This window comes from Elstera litoralis (assembly GCF_000963705.1).
Lineage (GTDB): Bacteria > Pseudomonadota > Alphaproteobacteria > Elsterales > Elsteraceae > Elstera > Elstera litoralis.
On record NZ_LAJY01000296.1, the window covers coordinates 1 to 12,560 of the forward strand.

Below are 12,560 nucleotides of genomic sequence, written 5' to 3' on the forward strand. Positions count from 1 at the left end.
CCCCACCAGGACCGGGGGCGGTCCTGGACCTGCCGCTACTATAGGGCCTACCCCATCCCCTCCGCCACCATCGCCGCGCCGCCCAAGCGTTCCACCAGCGCCTTAATCGCCGCCGTCGCCGCATCGACGGCCGCCCGGTCGGTCCCGCGCGTGACCAGACTCACGCCGATTTGGCCCGCGCGGAAATAGGGGTAGGAGCCAACAGAGAGGCCTGGATAGTCGGCTTGAATAGCCCCCAAACCTTCCGCAATCACACCCTCACCCAGCGTGCAAGAAACCGTCGTCGCGTGGATCGGCGGGCCTTCCAATAGGGTTGGCAGCACGCCGTCCATCATCGCTTTGGCGATGCGCGGCACCCCGGCCATGACGAAGACGTTCTCCATGCGAAAACCGGGGGCTTTCGAAACGGGATTATCGATCAGGCTTGCCCCCACCGGCACTTCGGTCATCTTCAACCGCGCTTCAGTAAGCTGGCCCGGCTCGTAATGGGCTTCGAGCAGTTTCACCGCCACCGGATGCCGGTGCAGGGCGACGCCGAAGGCTTTGGCGATACAGGCCGAGGTAATATCATCATGGGTCGGCCCGATGCCCCCCGTGGTGAAAATATAGGTATTGCGGGCGCGTAATTCATTCACGGTGGCAATGATGACGGCTTCATCGTCGGGCACTACCCGCGCTTCCGCCATGACGATCCCGCGCTCGGTGAGCACGCCCGCGATGTAATGCAGATTAGTGTCATGGGTTCGGCCCGAGAGAATCTCATTGCCAATCACAATCACTGCCGCCGTAACGCTGTTCTGTTCGCCCATGCTGATGATTCCTTAAGTCTGCCGCGACCCTGTGATTGCATACACACAGGGCTAGGGCTAGGCTCTGCGCAACGCTAGCGCATTGCGCCAATCGAGATTAAGAAGCTAGGGCTGAGAGGGGCAAAAATCTATGCCGACATCGCGGTTTCTCCGCCGGACCTGTTTAACCGGCGTTCTATCGTGCCTCGCGCTCCTGCCGCTGCCGCTCGCGGCCCAAGCTCCTGAGAAAGCGCCGGAAGCGGCGACCGGCACGGCGGCGAAAGCGCTGGTCACTGCCGAAAACTTCATGATCGTCACCGCCAACCCCACAGCCTCGCGCATCGGGGCTGCCGTGTTGGCCGAAGGCGGCACCGCCGCCGACGCGGCGATTGCCGCGCAACTGGCGCTGAACCTGGTCGAACCGCAGTCGTCGGGCATCGGCGGCGGCGCGTTCGTGCTCTATTACGATAAAGCCGCCGGAAAACTCACCTCCTACGACGGGCGCGAGACCGCGCCGGAGAAAGCCACCCCCCAGCTCTTCCTTGGAGCCGATGGCAAACCCCTGCCCTTCTATGACGCCGTCGTCGGCGGGCGCTCGGTGGGGGTTCCCGGTGTGCCGCGCCTGTTGGACGTGCTGCACAAGCGCCACGGTAAGGCGAAATGGGCCGATCTGATCCAACCGGCGCGCACGCTGGCGGAGGAAGGTTTCACCCTCTCGCCGCGCCTCGCCAAACTCTTACAGGCCGAGAAGCATTTAATGCGCGATCCCGTCGCGCGCGCCTATTTCTACCGCCCCAATGGCGAGCCGCGCTGGGAAGGGGAGTTGCTGCAAAACCCCGATTACGCCGCAACGCTGAAAATCCTCGCCGAACAGGGCATCGAGCCCTTCTATCGCGGGGCGCTCGGCGAAACCCTGGTAGCGGCGGTGGGCAAAGAGCCCAACCCCGGCAGCCTGAGCATGGCCGATCTTGCCGCCTATAAGGTCATCCAGCGCGAACCCGTCTGTAGCCTGTACCGCACGCTGAAGGTCTGCGGCATGGCCCCGCCTTCCTCCGGCGGGCTCGCGGTTGCCCAAATGCTGGGGATTCTGGAGCGCTATAATCTTAAATCCTTCGGCCCGAACGGCATTCAATCGGCGCATCTCTTTATGCAGGCGGGCCGGCTGGCTTTTGCGGACCGCGATCTATATGTCGCCGATCCCGCCTTCGTCCGCCAACCGATCACGGGGATGCTCGATCCGGTCTACCTGGGCCAGCGCGCCCAATGGATCGACTGGAACACCGATAAGGCAGCGCGCCCGCCGGTCAGCCGCCCAGCAGCAGCGGCGCGCTGGCGGTGGGGGAAACGCCCGAATTCCCCTCCACCACCCAGCTTGCCATTGTCGATCGCTACGGCAATGCCCTCTCCATGACCACGACCATCGAAGATGGGTTCGGCGCGCGGCGGATGGTGAATGGCTTCCTGCTGAATAACCAACTGACCGACTTCAGCTTCGTGCCGGAACGCGACGGCAAGCCCGTGGCCAACCGCGTCGAGCCGGGCAAGCGCCCGCGCAGTTCGATGGCCCCGACGATCATCTTCGATGCTCAAGGCGCGCTGAAAATGGTCGTGGGCTCCCCCGGCGGGGCGGCGATCATTCAATATGTCGCCCAAACCATTATCGGCTTGGTTGATTGGGAGTTGGACCCGCAAGCCGCCGTGTCCCTCGGTCATTTCGGCAACCGCAACGGCAATGCCTTATTGGAAGAGGGTACTCGCGCCGCCGGGCTGAAGGAGGTTTTGGAGACGATGGGCTATAAGGTTACCATCGGCGAAATGAACAGCGGCCTTGCCGCCATTCTGGTGAAAGACGGCAAGCTGTTGGGCGGGGCCGACCCCCGCCGCGAAGGCTTGGCATTAGGGAATTAAAGTGATGTTCGCCCTCGACGATACGCTGCGGCATTTGCCCAAGACCGACCTCTACGCCGAGCTTCATCGGCAAGCTGCCGGGCTTCTGGACGGCGAGCGGGACCCGATTGCCAATGCGGCCAATCTCGCCGCCCTCCTCTATTGGACGCTGCCGGACCTGAATTGGGCAGGCTTTTATTTCCTGCGCGACGAGCGCGAGCTGGTTTTAGGGCCGTTCCAGGGCAAACCCGCCTGCGTGCGGATCCCCGTTGGGCGCGGCGTCTGCGGAACCGCGATCGCCGAGGGCAAGACCCAAGTGGTGCCGGATGTTCACGCCTTCCCCGGCCATATCGCCTGCGACGCCGCTTCGCGCTCGGAACTGGTGATCCCCCTGCTGTGGGATGGCCGCGCCTTAGGCGTACTCGATCTCGATAGCCCCCTGCCCGACCGTTTCGATGCCCAGGATACCGCCGGGTGCGCCACGCTGATCGATCGCTTTCTCCAAGGCAGCGATCTCGCTAGGCTCTAACGAAAACAGGCCCTCCTTTTGGGAGGGCCTATTCTTGACGTAAGTCGCGAAAACCTTAGGTTGGGCTGGCGAATTGGCGCTCATTTTCGGTTTTCAACGGCGTTTCAGAGGGGTTCTGCACCCCCGTCGCGCCCTCCTCGCGTACCGTCGTCGGCAAATTGGGGGTATTGCTCCCCAAAATCTGCGCGATCTGGCTGGTATTCGTCGGGTTTGCCTGACCGAGTGTCTGCGCTGCCGACGCTTGTGACAATATCTGCGTCACCTGTGCCGCGACGAACGGACTCGCAGCGAGCACCGCCGTCGAGGTTGCCGTCTGATACGCATTCGCCATCACCTGAATAGCCGCCTGCGGGTTAGCCGAATAGATCGTTGGCGAAGAGGCGATTTGCGCCGCCTGCACCGCCAAATTGCCCGCCTGCTGCGGCGCAAGGCGCTGGGCTGCTGGCGATACAAAGATACGCGCCGCCGTGGTCAGCGTCTGGAGCACCTGCGGCGGGGCCGAGCTTTGCACCGAAAGCTGGGCCACAATCTGCATCGTTGCGCCCGCAACGGCAACCGCCGCTTGCGGGTTAGTTGCCAACAACCGCTCGGCCGCCGCAACCGCCTGCTGCGCGAGGGTCGCGGCCCGCTGCGGGTTGCCTGCCGAGAGCGTATTGATGGCCTGTGTCACCGCAGCGGCATTGCCGGAATTGATCGCGGCTTGCAGGGCGGGCGGCATAGCCGCAGGGGCCTGGGCGATCAGCTGTTGCGACAGGCCCGAGGCGTTCTGCGCCGTTTGCGACTGCGCCGGGTTGCCGTTGGAAATTTGAGTGACGGCATTGGCCAACTGCGTCGGGTTCATCACCGTCGACAGCCCCTGCACAACATTCTGCGTTGCCTGCTGTTGCTGCTGGTTATTCACCTGCTGCTGCTGCTGGGTGTAATTATTGATCTGCTGCTGCTGCTGCGCGGTCGCAGGCGTATTCGATGCCGTCGTCTGAACGCCGCTCGCTAGCCCGACCGACCCGGTGGCGGGCGGCGGGGGCAACGGCGCACTGGTACTGGTCTGTTGCTGCGTTTGCTGATTCGCCGGCACCGTATTCGCCGCCGCCAACTGCTGTTGAACATTGGTCGGGGCCGACGGCAAGGTCGGCGGCTGCTGACCGAGCGTATTGCCGACCTGATTAATCACCGAGAGGGTGGTATTGGCGGGAACTTGATTCGGCGGAACCGTATTTCCAGTCGGATTGGAAATAACACTCTGCCCGCCGGTGAACTGGGTGGTCGTCCCATTATTCGACGTATGGGTGAAATTCCCGGACCCACCGACAATGACGGTCGACTGGTTCGGGTCCGACGGCACCACACCCGCGACGAGCGAGCCGCGAATACCAATCGTCCCCGAGGGGGTTTTGATCGTCGTTGTCGAATCAGGCGCGGCCGCCCCCGAGACGAGGCGGAACAGCCCGCGCGAAATGCTGACTGCCTTATCCTTCTTCCCGCCTTCGGGATCGAAAACCATTTTATCAAGCGTCAGCGCGCCGTTCGGCCCCAACTCAAGCGTGGTGCCGTCGCGGAACTCGATGATGGCCTTGGACTTCGGCCCGGTCACGACCTGCTCTTGGAACACAAGAATATCGTTGAGCTTAATCACGCGCTCGTCGGTCGGCGTCGTCCGTCCCCGAACGATATCCTGAATCACCGCCGCCCGCCCGACAATCTTCGCGTCGGCATCGACCGCTAGAGCCGAAAACGCCGTTCCAGCGAGCACCGTCATCATCAGTGAATGCAGACCAATGCGCATGCTTTTTTCCCCCTATCGCGCGACAGGGCGCACGATTACCATCAAACGATATTCGGGTAAGGATACACAAGATTCGGGGTCGCTTGAAAGAGCTGATCTTGATTTTCAGCAATTTTTATGCGTGAGGGAGGCCGATTGCCATTTTGGCGAGCGCAAAACTGAGGCCTGCCCTAGTCAGAAGACCGCAGGGCTGGTATCCATGCCGCCCGGTCATGGGGCCTGGTTATTGGGAATGTCGACTAAGATGGGTCTACTCCGCAATCCTTGGCGACGGGCGATTAAATTGCTGCGGCTCCTGCGCAGCAAAACCTTCCGCCGTGGGCTGCGGTTTGGGGTCGCGGCGTCCTTGGAAAATCTGGCTGCGATGCGCGATCTTCGCATTGCCACGGTTATCGATGCTGGGGCGAATGTCGGGCAATTCTCCCTGCTCATCCGGGGCCTGCACCCCCAGGTGGAGATCCACGCCTTCGAGCCGTTTCCCGCCGCAGTGGCTCGGTTCACCCGTCTGTTTGCAGGCGACGCCGGGGTTCATCTCCACCCTGTCGCCCTGGGGGAGGCGGAAACCACAGCGCCCCTGCATATTTCCCGTAGGTCGGATAATTCCTCGCTCCTCCCGATCAACCGCAGCCAGACGGTGTTTGCCCCAGGAACGGAGGCGATTGGGACAGTGACCGTCCCGGTCCGGCGGCTAGATGCGGTTCTTGCCGAAACGGCACTCCCCCGCCCGGTCTTACTTAAGGTCGACACACAAGGCGGAGAATTGGCCCTCCTCACCGGGGCCGAAGGCTTATTTCCGATCATCGATTATATTTACGTCGAGGTATCCTTTGTCGAATTCTACACGGGGCAACCGCTTGCCGACCGAATTCTCGACTATATGCAGGCGCATGGGTATCGGATAATCGGCATCGGTGGGGTCGCCCGGAATGATCGCGATCAGATTCTGCAAGCCGATCTGCTGTTCGAGCGTTTGACACGATGATAACGGCCCGGCGGGTTTTTAAAGCCGTTCCAACCCTTTTGGCGCTTCAAAGCCTCCAGTATCTCGTGCCCCTAATGACCATTCCCCTCCTGATGCGTGTGCTGGGATTGGAGCGTTGGGGGCTAGTCGCCCAATTGATGGCCCTCAGCCAATTGGCGCTAATCCTTCTGGATTACGGCCTGCATCTGTCGGCCACCCAGGCAGCGGCACGACAACCGGATAACCGAGAGGGCTTGGCGGGGCTGTTCGGGGCCGTCACACTCGCCAAGCTTTTGATCGGTTTTGTCTGGTTTCCGGTCATTCTGCTGATCGCCGTCTGGCTTACCCCTCTCGCCCCGAGCGACCCGTTGCTACTGTGGGCTTTGGCGGCAGCTTGGCTTCAGGCGCATGACCCGCTCTGGTATTTTCTCGGGACGGAACAGACACGCCAGATTACCCTGCTCACTATCGCCCTGCGGCTAGCGGCGGTTGGCGTTATGCTCGTCAGTATCGGCGGCCCTGATGACGCCTGGATTTATTTCGCCACGCAAGCGGCCGCCTGGTTGGGCGTGCTCGGCGTAGGCTTGTGGATGGTGAAAAAGCAGACCGACTTCGGAAGAAAACACCTGAGAGGGGGGCTCACGCTTATCCACGACGGTCGAAACATTTTTTGTTTGTATCTGGGCAGTAGTTCGTTTGATTATCTCGTTCCTCTGGTGCTGGCGGCCGTCGCCGATCCGGTGAGCGTCGGCCTTTTCGTCGCCGCCGAGAAACTGGCGCGCGCCGCCGCGAGCTTATTGTCCGTGTTCCGCACAGCCCTGTTTCCGCAGATGAGCCGCCTGATGGCAACTTCGCGGCAGGAAGCTGCACAGCTCTTCCGCTGGTCCGCTCTGCGGGTCGGCGGTCTTGCGGCGGCAGGCAGCCTTCTGATGCTTCTCTCGGCGGGCGTAGTCGTTCCGCTGCTGCTGGGGGCCGCTGCCGTCGGAGCGGTTCCGCTGGTGCAGATTCTCAGCCCCTTACCCGTTTTGATTACCCTCAACAGCCTCATCGGCGTGCAATGGCTGATCCCAGCAGGCCGCGCCGTCGCGCTCAGGAATATCTACATAGGTGCCGGATGCCTTCGGCTGTTGCTGGTAGGCCTGCTCGGCAGCGCCGTCGGGGCCAGCGGCGCAGCCTGGGCGGCTATCGCCGGAGAAGTATGCGTCTCGCTCGCCTGTCTGCTATATCTTCGCCAACACCCCGTTCGGGATGCCTGAAGCGGTTACCTAACCGCAGGATAAAACGTCGCGGTTCATACTGGAGCATGAGATCTGTGGTACACGCCCTGGCTTGGTTTTGGATCGGATATTCGGACGGGTTTGTCTATTCACTGATAAACCTGACGGAAATAACGGGATATATGGTTTATATCGCGCCGGTTATTTTTTCATATATTACATACTTGGTATTATTTTATAAAATATCCATCTCCAGATCTCTTTTTTTGAAGCAATTATCATTTCTATTTTTCTCTATTTTCTTGTTATTTTTTCAATTTTTTACTGCGGGAGAATTTTACAGCGTAGGGTATTTACAAGTTATGGTTATGATCGGCCTAATATTATTGATTACCGATCTTTTTAAAGAAAATTATGAAATTCTTAGGCCGATTTTTGCCCACGGAATATTGATTATTCATTACGTTATCTGCTTCTATGCCCTTGCTGCGTGGCTTGTGCTATGGGTGACAGCCGTCGATATCAGCCTCTATATTGCGGATATCGACAGTCTCTCGGGTTTTGCCGCAAACCGCACGAGCGGCCTGCACCGCGAACCGTCTTGGGCCGGGTACGCGCTGGCAAGTTCCTACCTGGGGGTCTTAATCACCCGGCCACACCGCATGCTGCTGCCACAGATCGCCTATCTCATCGCCATTGCGGTTACGGGCGCGGGCACGGGCCTGATTCTGGCGAGTTGTTTCATCGCGCATCAGGTCTTGATAACCAAGCGCGGTAACTTGATGACGCGGCTGGCTTTCTTGGGCGGCCTGGGGCTGTTGCTGCTCTTTGTCTTTAGCGCCAGAATTAGCGATGTCCTGGACCTAAAGGATCCATCGAGCCGAATGCGCCTTGAATCCACGACAGTCGCGGCAGAGGTGATCGCCGAAACCTTCCCGATTGGGACCGGGTTTGGCAACTATCAGGATTATGCTGTCTTCGACCCCAACATCTGGGGTGGCCTTCTCGATATTTCCGAAGCTACTTACTATAAGTCCGACATTCTTGTTTTAAATTTTATTGCCGAATTTGGCGTCTTCGGGATTTTATTAACAATAATTTTAATTATGAATTTTACCAGTAGAAGAAATTTCTTAATCTCTATAACCGTGATTGTTATGATTCTCACCTCGGGCACGGTCATCCAGCCCGCCTATTTTGTTTTAGCCGCCATCATCGGCCTTGAACGGGGTCGAGTGGCACGGCAGGCCATGAACGGGCACGGCACCCCCCGATGACACCGCCTTCCGAGACAAAAGGCCCGCGTTACCTTTGGCTGACCCGGTTTTTCCCGTATCCGACCCACGCCGGCGACCGGATTTATTCAGCCCGACTGATTGAAGCGCTTACCGAACAGGAGTGCCGGGTCACGGTATTCTGTAACGAAGGGGGGGCCGACACGGCTCTGCTCCCCGCCGGTCCCGCCCAGCGGGTCGAGTGGATCGCCTGCCCCCTCGGACGCGGAAGCCGGATGCTGCGCTATGCTTTTTCCCGCTTGCCGCGTCACGCTTTGCGCCTGTCAGCCCCCGGTCCGCGACGGATACTACGCTCTCTCTTGGCGCGGCAAGATTGGGATGCCGTGGTGATCGACTATGTCACGATGGGTTGGACTTTACCGCTACTGATGGAAACCGCCCGCACGACAGAGCGTCCCCTTCGGCTTGTTTACGTTGCCCATAATCACGAGGCCAGCCTGCGCCGACTAGCCTATCGTCACTCCAACGCAGCGGCGGCTCTAAGGCTGGCGCAAAGGATCGATGGCGCGCGGATAGCCGCTTTAGAGCACCGCCTGCTGGCTACGGTCGATTGCGTTACCGTCACTACCGCCGCCGACCTGGCGCTCTTCGAAACGGATGCCCCCCAGCAACGCTACCATATCCTCGTGCCCGGTTATGACGGGCCAGAGTTGGCGGAGCGCGGCTTGACAGCCGAAACGCCGCGCCGAGTGGTGGTGGTCGGCAGTTTCGATTGGATCGCCAAGCAGCAGAACCTTGCTGAATTTCTGGAGGCGGCCGCCCCCTTGGCCGATCATGGCATCGGTATCGACATTGTCGGAAGCGGCCCCCCGGACCTGCTGGCAAAATGGCGGCAGCGCTTCCCCTATGCCACCATCCACGGGCGGGTGGACGCAGTGGAACCCTATCTTCAAGGCGCGCGGATCAGTCTTGTGCCGGAGAGGACCGGCGGTGGTTTCAAACTCAAGGTCTTGAATGCCGTCTTCCAGCATTGCCCGGTTTTCGGCATCGCCGGGTCGATTACCCAAGTCCCGCTCGCTGAGGGCCGGTCGGTGCGACTCTTCCCCGATTTCCCCACCCTGGTTCACGGAATCATCCAGGATATCGACAATCTCGACGGGCTCAACGCCCTGCACACCGCCGCGTACGCGGCCTGTCGGGACCATTTCCACTGGAGCGACCGAGGCAAGAGTCTGCGCCGGGTGCTGGCTGGACCGCAGAAGGAGGGATAATGCGGCTCACTTGGATAAAGCGGCAGATAAATCCTGGCCCCGCCGCCGTTGATCTGAAGCCAGTGGAAGTATCGCTGCGTCATGCTCTATGATTTCTGGGATTGGACGGGGTACGCTGATCGCATCTGCGCACAATGCCCGAAGGATACCCGATGATTGATGCTGGCCGTAGGATCGTACGACGGTGGCTTACGCTCCTTGTTGGCAAAAAGGCCACCCGTCAGGCTCATGCCCTTTATCACGCCTTTTTGCGCCGGATGGGTCGCTTTAGGTTGAATGAAACGGCGGCAACGCAAGATCTTCTGGCCGCCCTGGTCGGGCAGGCCGGAACCCTTTTGGATGCCGGGGTGAATGTTGGCCGCTACAGCTGGTTCATGGCCCGCCACCGCCGCGCGGGGGTGCCGCTCTATGGGTTCGACCCCAATGCCGACGCCTTTGCGCTCGCCCGCCGAAACCTCGCGGGACTGCCGGATATTACCCTCCTGCCGATCGGTCTCGCCGCACAGGATGAAGAGGCGACCCTGGCGGTGCCGCAGGATGCAACCGGCAATCCCATTAGTGGGTTGGGCTTTGTTCTCGGCGGCAACCCGCCGCCGACCGGTAGCGCCATCCATTCGATTACGCTCAAATCCTTAGACGGGCTGATCTCGGACGGAATGGTTCGCCTCGTCTCCCCCGTGCTGCTAAAGATGGATATCGAAGGGTACGAACCGGCAGCCTCGCGGGAATGGCGGCGTTTCTGGCCCGCTACCGCCCCTGGATTTTCTTTGAATGCGAGCCTCAGCATTTACAGCGCGCGGGGTACGACTGGCCGGACCTGTTTACGCCGCTTCACGCGCTGGGGTATCTCATTCTTGCCGAAACTGGGGGTCGGTTCATCTCCGTTCACGAACCGATTGACGGCACGGTGAACTATTTCGCCCTGGTGCCCGAAACCATGCCACCCTTGGTTAGCCTTGAACCGTTTCTCAGCCACTGATGGCCTTGCGGACCGCGCGAACGCGGGCATAAACCGCCGGAGAGACACTTCGCCTGATCCGCTCGTCAACGGCATAAAAAGCAATCCTAACGGCAGCATAGCCCCAAACGCGCAGCGGATTCGCCCCCAACCGACAGAGGGCGCGCGCCACTTCCAGCACACACCGCGTCGCGTGCTGGCTGGAATTTCCGCCCAAGGCGAAATGATAGCGGATGGCGGGATCGTGCTTGCCATTGAAACCCGCGTGATGCACCCGGAACAGCCATTCGTAATCGGGCGCGACCTTGTAGGCCGGATTGAAAACGCCTGCCGTCTCAAAAACCCGGCGACAGGCCGTTAAGGTTGGATAATTCATCACCGGTGCCCGGTAGGTGATCCGCTTCCGGTAGTCAGGATCACCGTGGATCGTGAAAAGATATTCCTCATCCATATAATACGCCATATCGCCGAAAACAAAATCCGCCCCGCTTTCAGTCAAGGCCCCTACCGCTCGCTCGACGAAATCATCGGGCAACCAATCGTCGGCATAAACGAAGCCGATGAACGTGCCTTGGCCGATGGCCACACCCTTGTTCTGGCCGTCAGCATGGCCCTGGTCCGGCTCGGAACACCAGTGGCTGATGAGATGTTCGTGCCGACGCAGAATATCCACGGTCCCATCGGTCGATCCCGCATCGACGACGATATATTCGATGGCCGGATAGGTTTGCCGGGAAACGCTGCGCAAAGTGCTCTCAATCGTCGCGGCGGCATTGCGGACGATGGTAATCAGCGTATAGAGCGGCCTACCCGCTTCGGGAGGGGGCCGCCGACCGGGCGTAAAACCGAAGTGCTCTGTCATTCCTTTTTACTTTTCCAGTTTACCGCCTGCCCACCGGGCGCGAAATCGGCCTGGGCGCGCGCAAAATCGTCCGGGATGCCGATATCAAGGAAATACCCGTCGAAGACCCGGCCCTCCAACCGTCCCGCCGTCGCCAGCTTGGGAAAAATATCGGCTTCCAAGGAGCAGGGAAAGGAGCTTGAGAGGGCTACCACGTCCCGCCGAAGGCGATAGACGCCCCCGTTAATCAACCCAGGCCCGCCGCCCGGCGTGCGCGGCTGAAATCCCACGATGCGCCCCTGCTCTAGCTGCACCATTCCATATCGATCCGCCACCGGCATTGCCCGCAGCGCCAAACGGCCATCAATCCCCGGCGGCAGTGGCGGCGTGGCGAAATTGGCAAAATCGATGTCGAAGAGGGAATCGCCGTTCAGCAGCAGGAATTCCGGGGCCAGATCGGGCAAGGCCAAATGCAACGCGCCCCCCGTCCCCGCCGGTTCGGCCTCCACCCGGCAGGTTACGGTGACGCCCAGGGCCGCCCATTCGGCCTGAAAACGCCTCGAATTCTAGCGCAAGATAGCCCGTCAACAGCAGAAGGTTGCGAAACCCCTGCGCCGCCAACCGCTCGACGAGATGAGACAAAAAAGGCCGCCCCGCGACCGGCAGGAGCGGCTTGGGCGTGCGCGCCGTCAAACTCCCCAACCGAGTTCCCCGACCGCCGACCAGAAGGACGGCCTGCTCAGACATTGCTGTAGCGGCTATTGCGCAGCATCCGGTAGCCCTTGATGAGCTCCGCAATTCCGGCATCGAGATGGTAAGCGGGGCGGAAGCCGGTGCCTTCGATGCGGGCGTTCGAGACGATATAGTCGCGCTTGTCGGGATCCTCGCCGATAGGGGCTTCCAGAAAGGCGAAATCGGGAAGCTGGGCCTGGATGCGCTCGCATAACTCCCATTTCGACAGATTGGCGTCCGACAGGCCAAGATTATAGGGCCGGTCGCGCATGGTCTCGAACTGCGCGATTCCATGCAGGAAGGCCCGGGCTACGTCACGAATATGGATGAAGTTCCGCTTGAAGTGCGGCTCGAACAG

Annotated in this window: 13 protein-coding genes and 1 pseudogene; 8 read left to right on the forward strand and 6 right to left on the reverse strand. The window is 60.4% G+C overall.

Going from position 1 to position 12,560, the window contains the following annotated elements; translation table 11 throughout:
• Positions 1-47: 47 nt before the first annotated feature.
• Positions 48-809 (reverse strand): competence/damage-inducible protein A, encoded by a 762-nt coding sequence (locus VZ95_RS11945; RefSeq protein WP_045776041.1) that lies wholly within the window; start codon positions 807-809, stop codon positions 48-50.
• A gap of 130 nt (positions 810-939) precedes the next feature.
• On the opposite strand from VZ95_RS11945, the gene VZ95_RS28255 reads away from it, so the two are divergent.
• Genes VZ95_RS28255 through VZ95_RS11955 form a run of 3 tightly spaced genes read left to right on the forward strand, consistent with a single transcriptional unit; the run spans position 940 to position 3,204 of the window.
• Positions 940-2,199: a gamma-glutamyltransferase family protein gene (locus tag VZ95_RS28255; protein ID WP_269747105.1), complete on the forward strand. Its 1,260-nt coding sequence runs from the start codon at positions 940-942 to the stop codon at positions 2,197-2,199.
• Positions 2,124-2,696: a gamma-glutamyltransferase gene (locus tag VZ95_RS28260; RefSeq protein WP_269747106.1), complete on the forward strand. Its 573-nt coding sequence runs from the start codon at positions 2,124-2,126 to the stop codon at positions 2,694-2,696. The genes VZ95_RS28255 and VZ95_RS28260 overlap by 76 nt, the downstream gene beginning before the upstream one ends.
• Positions 2,697-2,700: 4 nt before the next feature.
• Complete coding sequence (locus tag VZ95_RS11955; RefSeq protein ID WP_045776042.1) at positions 2,701-3,204, forward strand: GAF domain-containing protein; 504 nt, start codon at positions 2,701-2,703, stop codon at positions 3,202-3,204.
• A gap of 55 nt (positions 3,205-3,259) precedes the next feature.
• On the opposite strand, the gene VZ95_RS21990 is transcribed toward VZ95_RS11955, so the two are convergent.
• The gene (locus VZ95_RS21990; RefSeq protein WP_052711715.1) at positions 3,260-4,987 is read right to left on the reverse strand and encodes a FecR family protein; all 1,728 of its coding nucleotides are present in this window, start codon (positions 4,985-4,987) and stop codon (positions 3,260-3,262) included.
• A 283-nt stretch (positions 4,988-5,270) separates the two neighbouring features.
• Here VZ95_RS21990 and VZ95_RS11965 point away from each other — a divergent pair, with 283 nt between their 5' ends.
• The 5 genes from VZ95_RS11965 to VZ95_RS11985 all read left to right on the forward strand — a co-directional run bounded on the left by VZ95_RS11965 (position 5,271) and on the right by VZ95_RS11985 (position 10,582).
• Positions 5,271-5,969 (forward strand): FkbM family methyltransferase, encoded by a 699-nt coding sequence (locus tag VZ95_RS11965; protein ID WP_198148263.1) that lies wholly within the window; start codon positions 5,271-5,273, stop codon positions 5,967-5,969.
• The gene (locus tag VZ95_RS11970; protein ID WP_045776043.1) at positions 5,966-7,204 is read left to right on the forward strand and encodes an oligosaccharide flippase family protein; all 1,239 of its coding nucleotides are present in this window, start codon (positions 5,966-5,968) and stop codon (positions 7,202-7,204) included. Before VZ95_RS11965 ends, VZ95_RS11970 begins: the two co-directional genes overlap by 4 nt.
• Positions 7,205-7,260: 56 nt before the next feature.
• Positions 7,261-8,442, forward strand: coding sequence for a hypothetical protein (locus VZ95_RS11975; RefSeq protein WP_156995261.1), 1,182 nt, complete (start codon positions 7,261-7,263; stop codon positions 8,440-8,442).
• Positions 8,439-9,671 (forward strand): glycosyltransferase, encoded by a 1,233-nt coding sequence (locus VZ95_RS11980; RefSeq protein ID WP_084627748.1) that lies wholly within the window; start codon positions 8,439-8,441, stop codon positions 9,669-9,671. Before VZ95_RS11975 ends, VZ95_RS11980 begins: the two co-directional genes overlap by 4 nt.
• A gap of 272 nt (positions 9,672-9,943) precedes the next feature.
• Entirely contained in the window at positions 9,944-10,582 is a 639-nt protein-coding gene (locus tag VZ95_RS11985; RefSeq protein ID WP_045776046.1) for an FkbM family methyltransferase, read from the forward strand.
• Between the two features lie 57 nt (positions 10,583-10,639).
• Here the strand turns inward: VZ95_RS11985 and VZ95_RS21995 are convergent, their stop codons facing one another.
• From VZ95_RS21995 to VZ95_RS25585, 4 genes and pseudogenes are all read right to left on the reverse strand, one after another.
• Positions 10,640-11,491 carry a glycosyltransferase family 2 protein gene (locus VZ95_RS21995; protein ID WP_052711717.1) on the reverse strand — a complete coding sequence of 284 codons (852 nt, stop codon included), beginning with the start codon at positions 11,489-11,491 and terminating at the stop codon, positions 10,640-10,642.
• A complete protein-coding gene (locus VZ95_RS27165; protein WP_156995262.1) occupies positions 11,488-12,003 on the reverse strand; it encodes a sugar phosphate nucleotidyltransferase in 516 nt (171 codons plus the stop codon). Before VZ95_RS27165 ends, VZ95_RS21995 begins: the two co-directional genes overlap by 4 nt.
• 49 nt (positions 12,004-12,052) lie before the next feature.
• A pseudogene (locus tag VZ95_RS29310) lies at positions 12,053-12,277 on the reverse strand (sugar phosphate nucleotidyltransferase); the annotation flags it as partial.
• A partial coding sequence (locus VZ95_RS25585; protein ID WP_045776047.1) for an NAD-dependent epimerase/dehydratase family protein occupies positions 12,210-12,560 on the reverse strand: 351 nt, incomplete at its 5' end. The gene VZ95_RS25585 and the pseudogene VZ95_RS29310, both read right to left, overlap by 68 nt.